Origin of the sequence: [Acidovorax] ebreus TPSY (assembly GCF_000022305.1) — a bacterium.
GTDB lineage: Bacteria > Pseudomonadota > Gammaproteobacteria > Burkholderiales > Burkholderiaceae_C > Diaphorobacter > Diaphorobacter nitroreducens.
Window position 1 is genome coordinate 100433 of record NC_011992.1, and the last position, 16369, is coordinate 116801.

Below are 16369 nucleotides of genomic sequence, written 5' to 3' on the forward strand. Positions count from 1 at the left end.
TGAAGGCTCGCTAACATCGCTCGCATGAACACGTTGCAGCCGCCCCGTCCGTCCTTCAAGGAGCAGATGCTCCGGGCGCGCGAGGATGCCATCGTGGAGGCCGCGAGCCGCCTGCTGGGCGAAAAAGGCTTCGAGACCATGACCGTGGACGAGGTCGCCGCGGCCGTGGGCATTGCCAAGGCCAGCCTATACAAACACTTTGCCGGCAAGGACGACCTGTGCTCGGCCGCCATGGTGCATGTGGTGGAGCGCCTGCAGCGCTTTCTGGCGGCGCTGCCGGCCGAACTGGGCGCCATGCAGCGCCTGCACGCGCTGCTGTGCTGGACGCTGCAACTGCAACTGGCCGACGAGGTGCCGCTGCTGCCCAGCCGCAACTCCGCGCTGGCCCAGGCGCTGCGCGCCTGCGACGCCTACCAGGCATCGATGCAGGAGGTGCATGCCTGCATCCTCGGCTGGATCGTCGAGGCGCAGGCCCAGGGACAGCTGCGGCGCGAGTTGCCGCCCGATGTGATCTTGTGTGCGCTGCTGGCGCGCAATTCCGATCCCATGCTCGGCATGCTGCGCGACCGCGGCTATGCGGACGAGTGCATCATCGACTGGGCCGCGGACACCTGCCTGAGCGGGCTGGCGAGCGGCCCCGCCATGCGGGCGGCCTGATCAGCGCACCAGCAGTACCGGCACCTGGCAGTTGGCCAGCACCTGCGTGCTGACCGAGCCCATCACCAGCTTGCCCAGCGAGCCGTGGCCGTGCGTGCCCATGACGACCAGGTCGTACTTGCCAGACTCGGCCACCTTGGCGATGGTCTCGCCCGCCGGGCCCACCTTGGTCATGGTCTTGAGCTGCACGCCCTGACGCGCCATGAACTTCACGACGGGCGACAGCACCTTTTCGCCTTCCTCAGCGTGGTACTTGTCCACGACTTCCTTGCCGAGCGCGGCGCGCGCGCGGGGAGGCAACTGGGGCTGCACGGTGATGGCCGTGTAGGTGTGCGAGCTGCCCAGCATCTCGTCGTGAGCGGCCAGGTAGGCCAGCATTTTCTTGGTGTAGGTGCTGCCGTCGACAGCAAGCAGGATGTTCATTCGAAGTGCTCCGGAAACGAGAATTCAGACTAATCCGCGCCGGCGCCTGTTGTCTTGACTTCAGTCATATTTTTGATGCGGTACGCGGTGGCGGGCGCAGGGCCCGCACGCATCATACGGTGAGCACGCAGTGCGGCTGAAAGGTTGCCTGCTCCCCCTTGCGGGCATAGCCCAGCGGGTTGGCCACTATGCGGCAGCTCCAGGGCGCGCCGTCCGCGCGGGCCCCGCGCACCAGGTAGTCGCTGGGCGCATGCAGATGGCCGTGCAGCCACAGCTGGGCGTGGGGCAGGCAGTCGTCCAGCGCATTGCAAAACCCCGCTGTGCCCGGCACCAGGCCGTAGCGCGGATCGGCGCTGAGCAGACTGGGCGCGAAGTGCGTGACGGCCACCGTCGTGCCCGCAAAGGGCTGTGCGAGCGCGTTGCGTAGCCAGGCCTGGCAAACCAGGGCCTGTTCGCGCACCTCGGCGGCCAGGAAGGGCACACCCTGGCGGGTGCTGCCAGTCTTGGAGAGATAGAAATTGGCCGCGCGGAACGCCTTCTCGCGCCGCTGCAGTCGCTGGCCCGGGTCGGTGATCCCCGCGTGGTCGGCCAGCGCGTCGAAGTCGCTCCACAGCGTCGTTCCAACGAAGCGGACCCCCTGCAGCACCATGCTCTCACGCTCCAGCCAGATCAGCCCCAGCCGGTCGCAGATGCGGCGCAGGCGCGCATGCGCGGCGTCGAAGTCCTGCATGTCGTATTCATGGTTGCCAGGGACGAAGACCACTGGCGTGGGCCATCCGGCGTACTGCGGCAGAGGGGAGAAGCGCGCCAGGCCGAAGTCGTCGTCCGACAGCAGCGAGCCGGCCTGGTAAGAGCCGATGTCGCCGGCCAACACCAGGACATCCGCGCCAACGGCGGGGCTGGGGGTGAAATGCGGGTGGGCTTCCAGGTGCAGGTCGGACAGCAGTTGCAGCTTCATGGGTGAGTGGGACGGGTCAATCCTGGCGGTGGATGGGGGCGGGCGTGTTGCGCGCGGCGCGCGCAATCGCCTCGCGCAGCCAGCGGTGGGCGGGGTCGTGGTTGCGCCGGCGGTGCCACAGTGCGTCCACGTGCACGGGCGGCAGCGTCATGGGCAGCGGGCGCCACACCAGTTCGTCGCGCACGCTGGCCACGCCGACGAAGTGGCGCGGCAGCACGGTGAGCAGGTCCGTGGTGGCCACCACCCGTCCCGCGGTGAAGAACTGGTTCACGGTAAGCACGATGCGGCGTTCACGTCCCAACGCGGCCAATGCCCCGTCGATGAAGCCGAAGGGCTTGCCCGAGAAGCTCACCAGCAGGTGGCGCGCGGCGCAGTACAGGTCCAGCGTCATCGGCACGGCGGCCAGCGGGTGGTCCGCGCGCATCACGCACACGTACTGGCCATCGTAGAGGCGGGTGCTTTCGTGCGCCACCACGTTGTCCGACTGCGCCCGCGCCGTGAGGTCGGCCAGCACGGAGGGGAAGTAGCCCACGGCCATGTCGGCGCTCTCGTCGTCCAGCAGGCGGCGCGGGTCGCGCGTGGTCAGCGGCACCACGCGCAGCGAGACGCCGGGGGCCTCGCGTTCCACGATCTCGATGAGTGGCGGGATCAGCGTGGCACCCGTGGCGTCGGCCATCGCCAGAACGAAGGTCGTCTGAGCGGACGCCGGGTCAAAGCGCCCGGGGGAAAGTGTCTCCTGCAACTGTGCCAATGCGTGCCGTACGGCGGGCCACAGGGCCAGTGCCCGCGGCGTGGGCTCCACGCCGTGGCCGCGCCGCGTGACCAGCTCGTCGCCCAGCACCTCGCGCAACCGGCGCAGTGCGTTGCTCACGGCGGGCTGTGTGATGGCCAGTTTCTCGGCGGCGCGGGTCAGGTTGCGCTCGGCCATGACCTCGTCAAAGACGCGCAGCAGATTGAGATCCAGCGTGCGAAAGTTCAATGGCTGCATGCCGCAATCATCACACGGATGAATATGGGTGATTCAACATATAAATTAGACACAAACCAGGGTAAACCCTAGTATTGCTGCAACGCCCGGCAATTTCGCCAACAGTGGCGTACGAGTCGCATCATGACGAAGTTTGTACACATCGATGTTCCTGTCCAGCACCACGGCATTGCACGCATTGAAGAGGCCGCAAGCCATCTGAAGCAAACCGTTGCCCGCTTTGACGGCACCCGCGGCGCAACGTCGCTGCTGCTGGCGGCGCTGGTCGCCGCGCTGCTTGTCGTGGCCAACCAGGTCATGGACACCTGGAACGATGGCCACATGCTGGCCGGCTGGATGGTGATGTGGGTGATCGCTTTCGCGGGAATGGCGTTGCTGGCGGCACCTGCGCGCAGCGCGGTGCTAGGCCTGCGTGCCGCTGCCAAGGCTTGGTCGGATGCGCACCGGCGTGCGGCAGAGGACGAGCGCACCTGGAATGCTGCACTGCGCGACGCCCGCATCATGGCCGACCTGAGCCGTGCGATGAACGGGATCGCGGTGGACGACCTGCGCCGTTACCGCTGAACGGCCGCCCGGCGACACCGCGCCAACCGACAACAGGGCACCTTCGGGTGCCCTTTTTGCTATGTGCGCGGCAGCTTCCTATGGGGCGCATTCATGAAAAAACCCCGCGCCACAGACGTGGTCGCGGGGTTGTGGTGTAGGCCCGGCTGAATTACACGCGCCGAGCCGAGGCAGGGCGGTCAGGCCGCCAGACGCTTCTCCAGCGCGGCCTTGGTGGCCAGCAGTTCCTGAGGCAGGTGGTAGGCCAGCTTGTCGAAATGCTCGGTGTGCAGCTTCAGTTCTTCGGCCCAGGCAGCCTTGTCGATGCTGGTCACCATCTTGAACTGCTCGGTGCTGAAGTCCAGGCCGGTCCAGTTGATCTCGGCGTACTGCGGAGCAATGCCGAACATGGTCGGCTCGCCTTGCGCCGTGCCCTCGATGCGGTCCAGCATCCACTTGAGCACGCGCATGTTGTCGCCATAGCCGGGCCAGACGAACTTGCCGTCCTCGCCCTTGCGGAACCAGTTGACGCAGAAGATCTTGGGCAGCTGGTGGCCGGACTCCTCCAGCTTGTGTTCCATGTCGAGCCAGTGCTGGAAGTAGTCGCTCATGTTGTAGCCGCAGAACGGCAGCATGGCGAACGGGTCGCGGCGCACGACGCCCTGCGCACCAAAGGCGGCGGCGGTGGTCTCAGAGCCCATGGTCGCGGCCATGTAAACGCCTTCCATCCAGCTGCGGGCCTCGGTCACCAGCGGCACGGTGGTGGAGCGGCGGCCGCCGAAGATGAAGGCGTCGATGGCCACGCCGGCAGGGTTGTCCCACTCGGGGTCCAGGGCCGGGTTGTTGGTGGCGGCCACCGTGAAGCGCGAATTGGGGTGCGCGGCCTTGGCGCCGGTTTCCTTGGCGATCTGCGGTGTCCAGTCCTTGCCCTGCCAGTCGATGAGGTGGTCCGGGAGTTTGCCGGTGTCCTTCTCCATGCCTTCCCACCACACATCGCCATCGTCGGTGAGGGCGACGTTGGTGAAGATCACGTCCTTGTCCAGCGAACGCATGCAGTTCGGGTTGGTGTGCATGTTGGTGCCGGGGGCCACGCCGAAGTAACCGGCCTCGGGGTTGATGGCGTACATCTTGCCGTCGGCATGGGGCTTGATCCAGGCAATGTCGTCACCGATGGTCGTGACCTTCCAGCCGGCGAAGCCGGCTTCCGGCGGCACCAGCATGGAGAAGTTGGTCTTGCCGCAGGCGCTGGGGAAGGCGGCGGCCACGTGGTACTTCTTGCCCTCGGGGTTGGTCACGCCCAGGATCAGCATGTGCTCGGCCAGCCAGCCCTGGTCGCGGCCCATGGTCGAGGCAATGCGCAGCGCCAGGCACTTCTTGCCCAGCAGTGCGTTGCCGCCGTAGCCTGAGCCGTACGACCAGATCTCGCGGGTCTCGGGGTAGTGGACGATGTACTTGACCTGGGGGTTGCAGGGCCAGGACGTGGTGTCCTTCTGGCCTGCGGCCAGCGGGGCGCCCACGGTGTGCATGCAGGGCACGAACTCGCCGTCGGTGCCGAGCACGTCATAGACGGCCTTGCCCATGCGGGTCATCAGCTTCTGGTTCACGGCCACGTAGGCGCTGTCGGTCAGTTCGATGCCAATGTGGGCGATGTGCGAGCCCAGAGGGCCCATGGAGAAGGGCACCACGTACATGGTGCGGCCGGCCATGCAGCCGTCAAACAGCGGCTGCAGCGTGGCGCGCATCTCGGCCGGGGCCATCCAGTTGTTGGTCGGGCCGGCGTCTTCCTTTTTCTCCGAGCAAATATAGGTGCGGTCTTCCACGCGCGCGACGTCCGACGGGTCGGACCACGCGAGGTAGCTGCCCGGGCGCTTGGCGGGGTTCAGCTTCTTGAACGTGCCGGCGTCCACCAGTTGCTGACACAACTGCTCGTACTCCTGCTGCGAACCGTCGCACCAGTGGATGCGGGCGGGCTTGCACAGCGCGGCCATTTCGGCCACCCAGGCGATCAGCTTGGCGTTCTTGACGTATGCGGGCGCCTGAATGTCCAGGACGGGCATGGTGGGTGCGTTCATCGGGAAGGCTTCTTTGAAGTTGAAAAACAGTCTTTTCAAAGGAAGCGAACCGGGTCACGACGCACAGGCCCGCGCTGAACCGATCTGCGCGCTGCCTTTGAAAAAACCGCTGGGACTCAGTCGGCTGGCGAAACGGGGGTACCGCGGTGGCACCCCTGCACAGGTCGGCTGGGGTGACGATTTTATGAAGACGCCCCCGATTTGTCTGTCGGACAGGGGGTTAAATCATGCAAAAAACACATGACGTTATGCGCGTCATGGCGTCGGTGCAAAACGCGATCACCAAAAACAAAGCCCCGCAGAGGCGGGGCTGGGTGGCGAGCGGGCGGTGCGTTCAGGCCATGTACACCGCAATGAAGGCCAGCAGGAAGATCATGGCCGCACCCACCGCAGGGATCACGACGGGAATCAGATGCACCACGGACTCGGCGGCATCGGTGGCCGTGGCGGCCTCGACGTCGGCGGCGTTGGGGGCGATGGGGTGGTCATGGGCCATGGGTTCGGTCTCCTGTGGGGTCTGGTGCCTTGATGGGGGACAAGTGTAGCCACAACGCCCCCGCGCGTGCACGGGCCTTACCCGCACGCGCGTGCGGCACGGCGCTCTCAGCGCAGCTCGGCCTCCATCTGCGCGGCGCGCAGCAGGTCCAGCACCTGCTGGATGTGCGCCTTGCCGCGCGTTTGCAGCACCAGTTCGATCTCCACGTTTTGCGCGGCCAGCACGGTGAAGGCGCGCTGATGGTGCACCTCTTCGATGTTAGCGCCCGCTTCGGCCACGAGGGCAGTGATGCGGGCGAGCACGCCGGGCACGTCGCGTGCGCTGACCATGATGCGCGCCAACCGGCCGGAGCGCACCATGCCGCGCTCGATGATGGCCGCCAGCAGCAGCGGGTCGATGTTGCCGCCGCTGAGCACCAGCCCCACCTTCTTGCCGCGAAAGCGCTCGGGGTGGCGCACCAGCGCGGCCAGCCCGGCGGCCCCCGCGCCTTCCACCAGCGTCTTCTCGATCTCCAGCAGCATCAGCACCGCCTGCTCGATGTCGCCTTCGTCCACCAGCAGCAGGTCATCCACCAGCCGGCCAATGACCTCCTGCGTCATCTTTCCGGGCTGGCCCACGGCGATGCCCTCGGCGATGGTTGACGCGCCCTGCGCGTGGTGCGTGCCCTTGATGGCATTCACCATGGCCGGGAAGCGCGCCGTCTGCACGCCGATGATCTCCAGGTTCGGCTTGATGGCCCGCGCGGCCGTTGCCATGCCGGCCAGCAGCCCGCCGCCGCCCACCGAAACCACCAGCGCGTCCAGGTCGGGCTGGGCGGCCAGCATCTCCAGCACCAGCGTGCCCTGGCCGGCGGCCACGGCCTCGTCGTCGTAGGGGTGCACGAAGGTCAGGCCCTGCTGTTCGGCCAGCTGGTAGGCGTGCTGGCGGGCTTCCTCCAGCGTGTCGCCGTGCAGCACCACCTCGGCACCAAAGCCGCGCGTGCGCTCCACTTTCACACCGGGGGTGAAGCGCGGCATGACGATCACGGCGCGCAGGCCCAGGCGCTGCGCGTGGTAGGCCACGCCCTGGGCATGGTTGCCCGCGCTCATCGCCACCACGCCGCGCTCGCGTTCTTGGGGAGTGAGCTGGCTCAGCTTGTTGCAGGCGCCGCGTTCCTTGAACGAGGCGGTGAACTGCAGGTTCTCGAACTTGAGGAACACCTGCGCGCCCACGATCTGCGAGAGCGTGCGCGATTCGACGCAGGGGGTTTCCAGCACCTGGCCGCGCAGGCGCTCAGCGGCGTGCTGGATGTCTTGGAAGGTCAGCATGGTGCATTGTGGCGCAGCGCGCCAGGTGAAGCAGTTTTGCTATTGTAAAAATAGCTGGTCGCGCTTGGTGGACGAGTGCTAGAAGCCGTTTTTGCTCTGAAGACCCGTCCACTATCCCGGAAATGCGCGCGCCAGAACCGCCGCCACATCCAGACCGCGTGTGTCGATGGCGCCCGCCACGCGGCCGGCCCCGCTGTCCGCCAGCCGCGTGGCGATGAACGCATCGGCCACGGCCGCGGGGGCCTGCTGGCGCAGCAGGCAGGCCTGGGCCAGCAGCACCAGGCGCTGGGTCAGCACGCGGCCCAGGCCTTCCAACTGCTCAGCCGGTGTGGCCAACAGGGCCTGCAGCTCGCGTGCGGCGGCGGCAATGCGCGGCTCGCCCTGCGCCGCGGCGTGCAGCTCGGTCAGCAAAGCGTGTGCTGCTTCGGGCTCGCGCTGCAGGGCGCGCAGCACGTCCAGGCACATCACGTTGCCCGAGCCTTCCCAGATGGAGTTGACGGGCGCCTCGCGGAACAGGCGCGCCATCACGCCGTCCTCCACGTAGCCATTACCGCCCAGCACCTCCATGGCCTCGCCGGTCAGCTCCACCGCGCGCTTGCAGACCCAGAACTTGGCGGCCGGCGTCATCACGCGCTTCCAGGCACGCTGGGCGGGCGCGTCGTCGTCCTCGTACGCCTGGGCCAGGCGCATGGCCAGGTGCAGCGCGGCCTCGCTCTCCAGCGCCAGGTCGGCCAGCACCGCGCGCATCAACGGCTGCTCGGCCAGGGCCTTGCCGAAGGCGTGGCGCCGGTGCGCGTAATGGATGGCCTGCACGGTGGCCTGGCGCAGGATGGCGGCGCTGCCCACCACGCAGTTCAGGCGCGTGTAGCTGGCCATCTCGATGATGGTGGGGATGCCACGGCCTTCCTCGCCCATGAGCAGGCCCCAGGCATCCTCGAACTCCACCTCGCTGCTGGCGTTGCTGCGGTTGCCCACCTTGTCCTTCAGGCGCTGCACGCGCACGGCGTTGCGGCTGCCGTCCGGGCGCCAGCGCGGCACGTAGAAGCAGGCGAACGGGCCGCCCTCGCCGGTGCGCGCCACCACCAGGTGCGCATCGCACTGCGGCGCCGAGAAGAACCACTTGTGTCCGCGCAGCCGGTATTCGCCGCCGCGCCCGCCCGTGCCGATGGGTGCAGCCACGGTGGTGTTGGCGCGCACGTCCGATCCGCCCTGCTTCTCGGTCATGCCCATGCCCAGCCAGATGCTGGCCTTGTCCGCCACGGGCAGGTCGCGCGGGTCGTAAACGGTGCTGTAGAGCCGGGACTGCAGCGATTGCCACAGCGCGGGCTCTTTGCGCAGCAGCGGGATGGCGGCCTGCGTCATCGTGGCGGGGCACAGCGTGCCCTGCTCCACCTGGCCGTGCAGGTAAAAGCCCGCCGCCCATGCGGCCCAGCGGCCCGGTCGCTCGTCCTGGAAGGGCCGGGAGATCAGCCCCTCGCCGCGGTACAGCGCCATGAGCTGGTGCCACGCGGGGTGGAACTCCAGCGCGTCGATGCGCCGCCCGCGCGTGTCAAAGCGCTGCAACTGCGGCGTGTGGCGGTTGGCCTGCTCGGCCAGGGCGTAGGTCTCGGCCATGCCCAGCCGTGCGGCGTAGGTGTCCAGCGCCGGGCGCGCCCAGTCGGCGCCTGCACGCTCCACCGCCTCGCACAGCGCTGCGTCGGTGGCCAGCGGGTGGTAGTCGTTCAGCTCGGGGTATTGGTTGAAGACCTGGTGGGTGGTCCAGTCCATGGTGCGTGGCCTCCGTGTTGTCGTGGGTCCAGTCTAGGAGCCTTGCGCCGCCCGGGTAAGAGGGTGAGCGCGGAGGAGGGCGACGTTCAAAGCCAAATAGGCCCATAGCGCCCAACTGGCAAGCGCGAACAGCTATGAAAACAGGAGTGTTCTCAGCGCAGCACGCGGCAGTTGCCGAACTCGCAGCGGATCGCCAGCGCGTCGCCGTTGCTGCACGGCACGCTGTAGGTCTCAAAGCCCGGCCCCTTGGCGGCGAGCGCGGCCACGGGCTGGGCATGGCAGGCTTGCTCGCGTGCCAGGCGCTCGGCGCTGTAGGCATCGGCGCCCGAGGGGCGCGGCGGCGCCGCCGGTGCCACGGGCACGGACGGCGCGGCGCCCGGCTGCGGCCCGGCCACTGCCAGCGGGCTGATGCGGTGGCCCCGCACGGCCATGCAGTGCGCGACCAGCTGGCGCCGCCGCTCCAGCGCCTGCAGTCCCTGCGAGCCGCCCGCGAGTGCGCCGCCCGTGAGAGCCCAGTCGCGCACGCCGGTGTCGCTGCGCCCGAGTCCCCAGGCGAGAAACGCCGCCACCAGCGCGCCCTGGACCACGGCGTCCAGCGTCTCGCTGAGCACGCCCACCTGCTGCGCGCGGTCGCGGCAGTCCTGCAGGTCGGCGTCGTAACGGGCGCGCGCATCGAGGGCGGGGTCGGGCGCCACCGGGGGCGGGGGTGGCGTGGCGCAGCCGGTGACGGCAAGGCACGCGGCCACGCACAGGGCCAGCGTGGCGGTGGCCCGGCGGGGAGTTGCCGGGAAAGAAGTGCGGGGGCTAGGTTGCATGTCGCCGGGTCCTCTCAGTCGGTGGCTGGGCGCATGCGGCGTGCGCTCTAGGCGGCTTCGGTCTGGAACAGCCGGCGCGTACCCACCGGCGCCACGGCGCGCGCAATGGCGCCGATGTGGTCCGGCGTGGTGCCGCAGCAGCCGCCCACGATGTTGACCAGGCCCTCGGCGGCGAATTCGTGCACCAGGCGGCTGGTGACCTCGGGCGTCTCGTCGAAACCCGTGTCGCTCATCGGGTTGGGCAGGCCGGCGTTGGGGTAGCAACTGATGAAGGTGTCGGGCGCGGCGCGGTTGAGCTCCTGGATGTAGGGGCGCATCAGCGCCGCGCCCAGCGCGCAGTTCAGGCCGATGGACAGCGGCCGCGCGTGGCGCACGCTGTGCCAGAAAGCCGTCACCGTCTGGCCCGAGAGGATGCGGCCGGACGCATCCGTCACCGTGCCGCTGATCATGATGGGCAGGCACTCGCCGGTTTCCTCGAACACCTCGTCGATGGCGAACAGCGCGGCCTTGGCGTTCAGCGTGTCGAAGATGGTCTCGACCAGCAGCACGTCGGCGCCGCCCTCGATCAGGCCGCGCGCCTGCTCGTGGTAGGCCGCGCGCAGTTGCTCGAAGGTGATGTTGCGCGCGCCGGGGTCGTTCACGTCGGGGCTGATGCTGGCCGTCTTGGGCGTGGGGCCGAGGGCGCCGGCGACGAAGCGCGGCTTGTCGGGCGTGCTGAATTTGTCGCAGGCCGCGCGCGCGAGCTTGGCGCTCTCCAGGTTCATCTCGTAGGCCAGCTCGGCTAGCCCATAGTCGTCCTGCGCGATCGAGGTCGCGCCGAAGGTGTTGGTCTCGATCAGATCGGCGCCGGCCGCGAGATACCCTTCATGGATGTCGCGGATCACGTCGGGGCGCGTGAGGCTCAGCAGCTCGTTGTTGCCCTTCACGTCGCGCGCAAAGTCCTTGAAGCGCTCGCCCCGGTACTGCGCCTCGGTCAGCTTGAAGCGCTGGATCATCGTGCCCATGGCGCCGTCGAGGATGGCGATGCGTTGTTCCAGGATGGCGGGCAGCGCTTGCGCGCGGGTGTAGTGGGGCAGGGTCATGGGGCCGATTGTAGGAAGCCGGCGCCGCCCGCGGTGGCGGGCGCACAATAACGGGCTTTGCGCCATGGCCGGTCGGTCTGCAGGACTGCGTTTCACAGGCCAAAAGTGCCTCTAGCGCTTATCCAGCAAGCGCTAACAGCTATTAAAAAGAGAGTCTACCGATTTGTCCCCCGCGCATTTCGTCCTGCACGACGTCTTTGGCTACGAGCAGTTCCGTGGCCCGCAGCAGGCCATCATCGACCATGTGATCGCCGGCGGCGACGCGCTGGTGCTGATGCCCACGGGCGGCGGCAAGAGCCTGTGCTACCAGGTGCCGGCCATCGTGCGGCGCGATGCGGGGCTGGGCGTGACGGTGGTGGTTTCGCCGCTGATCGCGCTGATGCACGACCAGGTGGGCGCGCTGCACGAGGCGGGGGTGGAGGCGGCCTTCCTCAACTCCACGCTGGACTGGCAGCAGACGCAGGACGTGGAGAGGCGCCTGGCGCGCGGCGAGATCACGCTGCTGTACGCCGCGCCCGAGCGCGTGACCACCGACCGCTTTCTCACGCTGCTGGACGGTCTGCATGCGCGCGGGCAGCTCGGGCTGTTCGCCATCGACGAGGCGCACTGCGTGAGCCAGTGGGGCCACGACTTCCGCCCCGAATACCGCCAGCTCGCGGTGCTGCACGAGCGCTATGCGGGCGTGCCGCGCATTGCCCTCACGGCCACGGCGGACGCGCTCACGCGCGAGGACATCGTGCAGGGCCTGCGGCTGCAGCAGGCGCGGCAGTTCGTCAGCAGCTTCGACCGGCCCAACATCCGCTACCGCATCGAGGAAAAGAAGGAGCCGCTCACGCAGCTCATGCGCTTCATCGACCGCGAGCACCTGGGCGAGGCCGGCGTGGTCTATTGCCAGTCCCGCAAGCGCGTGGAGGAACTGGCCCAGGCGCTGTGCGATGCGGGCCTGACGGCGCTGCCCTACCACGCGGGCCTGCCCGCCGAGGTGCGCCAGCAGAACCAGGACCGCTTCCTGCGCGAGGACGGCATCGTGATGGTGGCCACCATCGCCTTCGGCATGGGCATCGACAAGCCCGACGTGCGCTTTGTGGCCCATGTGGACATGCCCAAGAACATTGAGGGCTACTACCAGGAGACGGGCCGCGCGGGCCGCGACGGTCTGCCCGCCGACGCGTGGATGGCCTACGGCCTGCAGGACGTGGTGAACCAGCGCCGCATGATCGACGAGAGCCCCGCGGGCGAGGAGTTCAAGGCCGTGATGCGCGGCAAGCTCGATGCGCTGCTGGCCCTGGCCGAGGCCACGGACTGCCGGCGCGTGCGGCTGCTGGGCTACTTCGGCGAGGCGTCCGAACCCTGCGGCAATTGCGACAACTGCCTGAATCCGCCGGCCGTGTGGGACGGCACGGATGCCGCGCGCAAGCTCCTGTCCACCATCTATCGCGTGCACGAGGCCAGCGGCCTGACCTTCGGCACGGGCCACATCATGGACATCCTGCGCGGCAAGGCCACGGACAAGGTCCAGCAGTTCGGCCATGAAAAACTCTCCACCTTCGGCCTGGGCGCACAGTATTCCGAGGCGCAGCTGCGCGGCGTGCTGCGCCAGTTGCTGGCCGCCGGCGCCGTGGGGCTGCACAAGGTCACGACCGAGGGCGGCCACAGCTTTGACACGCTGGCGCTGACCGAGGGATCGCGCCCCGTGCTGCGCGGCGAGCAGAGCGTGCTGCTGCGCGAGGCCACGGCCGCGGCCGGCCCCAAGAAGCCGCGCCGCGCCAGCGCCCCGCCGGTGGCAGCGGCCAACCTGGGACAGGACGCCCAGGTGCGCTTCATCAACCTCAAGGCCTGGCGCGCCGAGGTGGCGCGCGAGCACAACCTGCCGGCCTACGTGATCTTCCACGACGCCACGCTGGCCGCTATTGCCGAGCGCAACCCGGCCACGCTGGAGGATCTGCAGGGCATCAGCGGCATGGGTGCGAAAAAGCTGGAGGCGTACGGCGCCGAAGTGCTGCGGGTGTGCGGCGCCGGGGCCGCGGCCGGCTGATCAGGCGCACCGCAGGCTGGTGGGCAGCGGCCACTGCGTGGGGCGGCGCCGTACGGCACCAGGGCACGCTGGCGGGCGTGCTGCATTCCTGCAGCACCCATTGGCGCACGCCTTGTGCGGCCAGGTCTTCGGCCAGCGCCCGCAGGGCCGCCGTGTCGAACAGTCCCGCGTGCCAGGTGGTGCGGCACTCGTAATTCACACCGCTGGCCTGCACGCAGCGCAGCGACTCCCAAGCGCGGTCGCCACTGCCCGGCGTGCGGGTGATGGCGTCGTAGTGCGCCAAGGGCCCCTTGATGTCCAGGCCCACCCAGTCCAGCAGCGGCAGCAGGGCCTGCAGCCGCTCGGGGTACATGCCGGCCGTGTGCAGGCCGGTGGCAAAGCCCAGGGCGCGTACGCGCGCGAGGGCGTCGGGCAGGGCGGCCTGCAGCGTGGGCTCGCCGCCCGAGAACACCACGCCGTCCAGCAGGCCGCGGCGCGTGTGCAGCAGTTGCTCCACTTCGCTCCAGCGGTGCGGCGCGGGCGCGGCCGCGTCCAGCAGCCCGGCGTTGTGGCAATAGCCGCAGCGCCAGGGGCAGCCCTGGCAGAACACCACGGCGGCCAGCCTGCCGGGAAAGTCGATGGTGGTCAGCGGCGTGATGCCGCCGATGCGCAGCGCCTGGGCGGCGGTGTGGCTGGTCCTAGCAGGCACGGCCCGGCTCGGCGAAGAACTGGCGTTCGTTGTGTTCGCCCTGCTTGCCGGTGTTGAAGCTGGCTACGGGGCGGTGGTAGCCCATGACGCGCGTCCAGACCTCGCAGGGCTGGCGCTCGGCATCGGTCAACTGCACGGCGGTGGCCAGGGCGGTGTTCTCGGTGGCGGAAAAGTGGGTCATGACAAACTCCTGGGTTGGTGGTGGAAGAACTTCAAAAACAATAGCTGTTGGCGATTGCTGCATAAGCGCTAGAGGCTAATTTCATTCAAGTCACGCCGCCAGCCGCGCGCGCTTGGCGGCCAGGCGCTCCTCGTCGCAGCGCGGGCAGAACGGGTGTTCGCCCGCCAAGTAGCCGTGCGTGGGGCAGATGGAGAAGGTGGGCGTGACGGTGATGTAGGGCAGGCGGAAGTGGGTGAGCGCCCGTTTCACCAGCTCGCGGCAGGCCGCGCCGCTGGAGATGCGCTCGCCCATGTACAGGTGCAGCACCGTGCCGCCGGTGTACTTGCCCTGCAGCGCCTCTTGCCGCTGCAGCGCCTCGAACGGGTCGTCGGTGAAGCCCACGGGCAACTGCGAGCTGTTGGTGTAGTAGGGCTGCTCGGCCGTACCGGCCTGCAGGATGGCGGGCCAGCGCTTCTTGTCTTCCTTGGCGAAGCGGTAGGTCGTGCCCTCAGCGGGCGTGGCTTCCAGGTTGTAGAGGTGGCCGGTTTCTTCCTGGAAAGCCGTCATGCGCGCGCGCACATGGTCCAGCAGGCGCAGCGCGAACTGGTGGCCCCAGTCGCTGGTGATGTCGTGCGCGTCGTGCGTGAAGTTGCGCACCATCTCGTTGATGCCGTTCACGCCCAGCGTGCTGAAGTGGTTGCGCAGCGTGCCCAGGTAGCGCTTGGTGTACGGGAACAGGCCCTGGTCCATGAGGCGCTGGATGAGCTTGCGCTTGACTTCCAGGCTCTGCTTGCCCAGCTCCAGCAGGCGATCCAGGGCGGCGAACAGGCTCGCCTCATCGCCCGCGTGCAGGTAGCCCAGCCGCGCGCAGTTGACGGTGACCACGCCCAGGCTGCCGGTCTGCTCGGCGCTGCCGAACAGGCCATTGCCGCGCTTCAAGAGCTCGCGCAGGTCGAGCTGCAGGCGGCAGCACATGGAGCGCACCATGTTGGGCGACAGCTCGGAATTGATGAAGTTCTGGAAGTACGGCAGGCCGTACTTGGCCGTCATGTCGAACAGGGCGACGGCGTTCTCGCTCTCCCACGGGAAGTCGGGCGTGATGTTGTACGTGGGAATCGGGAAGGTGAACACGCGGCCCTTGGCATCGCCCGTGGTCATCACGTCGATGTAGGCGCGGTTGATGACGTCCATCTCGGCCTGCAGCTCGCCGTAGCAAAACGGCATCTCCACGCCGCCGATCACCGGCACCTGCTCGCGCAGATCCTCGGGGCAGGTCCAGTCGAAGGTGAGGTTGGTGAACGGCGTCTGTGTGCCCCAGCGCGAGGGCACGTTGAGGTTGTAGACCAGCTCCTGGATGCACTGGCGCACGGCGGCGTAGTCCATGCCGTCCTTGCGCACGAAGGGCGCCATGTAGGTGTCGAACGACGAGAACGCCTGCGCACCCGCCCACTCGTTCTGCAGCGTGCCGAGGAAGTTCACGATCTGCCCCACGGCGGAGCTCATGTGCTTCGGGGGCCCCGCCTCCACCTTGCCCGGCACGCCGTTGAGCCCCTCGTGCAGCAGCGTACGCAGCGACCAGCCCGCGCAGTAGCCGCTGAGCATGTCGAGGTCGTGGATGTGGATGTCGCCATTGCGGTGCGCCTCGCCGATCTCGGGTGCGTAGACGTGCGAGAGCCAGTAGTTCGCCGTCACCTTGCCTGCCACGTTCAGGATCAGCCCGCCCAGCGAGTAGCCCTGGTTGGCGTTGGCGTTCACACGCCAATCGGCGCGCGTGAGGTACTCGTTGATGGAGCTTTCCACATGCACCAGCGTCTGCCGGTCGGCGCGCAGGGTGGCGTGGCGCTGGCGGTAGGCCATGTAGGCGCGCGCGGTCTGCAGATGGTTGGCGGCGATCAGCGTCTGCTCCACCACGTCCTGGATCTGCTCGATGGCCGGCGCCTCGCCATGGAAGCGGTGGATCAGCACCTTGGTGGCCTGCGCCGTGAGCAGACGGGCCTCGTCCTCGCCGAACTCGCCCGTGGCCTGGCCGGCCCGGGCGATGGCCGACTGGATGCGCACAGCATCGAAAGGCGTGCGCTCGCCGTTGCGTTGGATGACGTCGCGCGGCAGGCTGGCGACGATCGGAGATGGTGGTGTCATGGCAACCCTTAAAACACTACATATAGTGTTCACCATACCTATCAAACACTATAGGTAGTTTGATCAGGCACAAACCGCAGGGCAGAAAAGGGCCTGTGCAGAGGGGGGGGCGGTGCGCGGCTTGTGGCCCGCGTGCCACGGGGTGGGGCCGCAGCAGGCCCGCGCCCGAGAGGCTGGGCGGGGGATCGGGGCGCCGTGGAGGGTTTGACGCCGTTTGGCCTTCTGGCGCTTGAAGGGTG

At 68.3% G+C, this 16369-nt stretch carries 15 protein-coding genes; 3 read left to right on the top strand and 12 right to left on the bottom strand.

Going from position 1 to position 16369, the window contains the following annotated elements; all coding sequences use genetic code 11:
* Positions 1-24: 24 nt before the first annotated feature.
* Positions 25-657, top strand: a complete 633-nt coding sequence (locus DTPSY_RS00455; RefSeq protein WP_012655201.1) for a TetR/AcrR family transcriptional regulator — start codon at positions 25-27, stop codon at positions 655-657.
* On the opposite strand, the gene DTPSY_RS00460 is transcribed toward DTPSY_RS00455, so the two are convergent.
* The 3 genes from DTPSY_RS00460 to DTPSY_RS00470 all read right to left on the bottom strand — a co-directional run bounded on the left by DTPSY_RS00460 (position 658) and on the right by DTPSY_RS00470 (position 3026).
* Complete coding sequence (locus tag DTPSY_RS00460) at positions 658-1080, bottom strand: universal stress protein (RefSeq protein WP_012655202.1); 423 nt, start codon at positions 1078-1080, stop codon at positions 658-660. It lies immediately after the preceding gene.
* 112 nt (positions 1081-1192) lie between these two features.
* The gene (locus tag DTPSY_RS00465; protein WP_012655203.1) at positions 1193-2038 is read right to left on the bottom strand and encodes a metallophosphoesterase; all 846 of its coding nucleotides are present in this window, start codon (positions 2036-2038) and stop codon (positions 1193-1195) included.
* Positions 2039-2054: 16 nt separating this feature from the next.
* Positions 2055-3026 carry a LysR family transcriptional regulator gene (locus tag DTPSY_RS00470; protein ID WP_012655204.1) on the bottom strand — a complete coding sequence of 324 codons (972 nt, stop codon included), beginning with the start codon at positions 3024-3026 and terminating at the stop codon, positions 2055-2057.
* Between the two features lie 123 nt (positions 3027-3149).
* Between DTPSY_RS00470 and DTPSY_RS00475 the strand changes: the two genes are divergently transcribed.
* On the top strand, positions 3150-3590 hold the full coding sequence (locus DTPSY_RS00475; protein WP_012655205.1) for a hypothetical protein: 441 nt from the start codon (positions 3150-3152) through the stop codon (positions 3588-3590).
* 179 nt (positions 3591-3769) lie between these two features.
* Here the strand turns inward: DTPSY_RS00475 and DTPSY_RS00480 are convergent, their stop codons facing one another.
* The 6 genes from DTPSY_RS00480 to DTPSY_RS00500 form a co-directional block, all read right to left on the bottom strand.
* Positions 3770-5641: a phosphoenolpyruvate carboxykinase (GTP) gene (locus DTPSY_RS00480; RefSeq protein ID WP_012655206.1), complete on the bottom strand. Its 1872-nt coding sequence runs from the start codon at positions 5639-5641 to the stop codon at positions 3770-3772.
* A 334-nt stretch (positions 5642-5975) separates the two neighbouring features.
* Positions 5976-6137: a hypothetical protein gene (locus DTPSY_RS18495; RefSeq protein WP_012655207.1), complete on the bottom strand. Its 162-nt coding sequence runs from the start codon at positions 6135-6137 to the stop codon at positions 5976-5978.
* 107 nt (positions 6138-6244) lie between these two features.
* Positions 6245-7444: a threonine ammonia-lyase gene (locus tag DTPSY_RS00485; protein ID WP_011803550.1), complete on the bottom strand. Its 1200-nt coding sequence runs from the start codon at positions 7442-7444 to the stop codon at positions 6245-6247.
* Positions 7445-7555: 111 nt separating this feature from the next.
* On the bottom strand, positions 7556-9211 hold the full coding sequence (locus DTPSY_RS00490) for an isovaleryl-CoA dehydrogenase (RefSeq protein WP_012655208.1): 1656 nt from the start codon (positions 9209-9211) through the stop codon (positions 7556-7558).
* A 152-nt stretch (positions 9212-9363) separates the two neighbouring features.
* Positions 9364-10026: a hypothetical protein gene (locus tag DTPSY_RS00495; RefSeq protein WP_012655209.1), complete on the bottom strand. Its 663-nt coding sequence runs from the start codon at positions 10024-10026 to the stop codon at positions 9364-9366.
* 47 nt (positions 10027-10073) lie between these two features.
* A complete protein-coding gene (locus tag DTPSY_RS00500) occupies positions 10074-11108 on the bottom strand; it encodes a homocysteine S-methyltransferase family protein (protein ID WP_012655210.1) in 1035 nt (344 codons plus the stop codon).
* 163 nt (positions 11109-11271) lie between these two features.
* On the opposite strand from DTPSY_RS00500, the gene recQ reads away from it, so the two are divergent.
* The gene (recQ, locus tag DTPSY_RS00505; protein ID WP_012655211.1) at positions 11272-13143 is read left to right on the top strand and encodes a DNA helicase RecQ; all 1872 of its coding nucleotides are present in this window, start codon (positions 11272-11274) and stop codon (positions 13141-13143) included.
* Here recQ and DTPSY_RS00510 read toward each other — a convergent pair.
* The 3 genes from DTPSY_RS00510 to DTPSY_RS00520 all read right to left on the bottom strand — a co-directional run bounded on the left by DTPSY_RS00510 (position 13061) and on the right by DTPSY_RS00520 (position 16130).
* A complete protein-coding gene (locus DTPSY_RS00510) occupies positions 13061-13831 on the bottom strand; it encodes an anaerobic ribonucleoside-triphosphate reductase activating protein (RefSeq protein ID WP_012655212.1) in 771 nt (256 codons plus the stop codon). The genes recQ and DTPSY_RS00510 overlap by 83 nt on opposite strands.
* On the bottom strand, positions 13821-14012 hold the full coding sequence (gene nrdD / locus DTPSY_RS00515; protein ID WP_011803556.1) for an anaerobic ribonucleoside-triphosphate reductase: 192 nt from the start codon (positions 14010-14012) through the stop codon (positions 13821-13823). The genes DTPSY_RS00510 and nrdD overlap by 11 nt, the downstream gene beginning before the upstream one ends.
* Positions 14013-14102: 90 nt before the next feature.
* Positions 14103-16130, bottom strand: coding sequence for a ribonucleoside triphosphate reductase (locus DTPSY_RS00520; protein ID WP_012655213.1), 2028 nt, complete (start codon positions 16128-16130; stop codon positions 14103-14105).
* Positions 16131-16369: the final 239 nt, after the last annotated feature.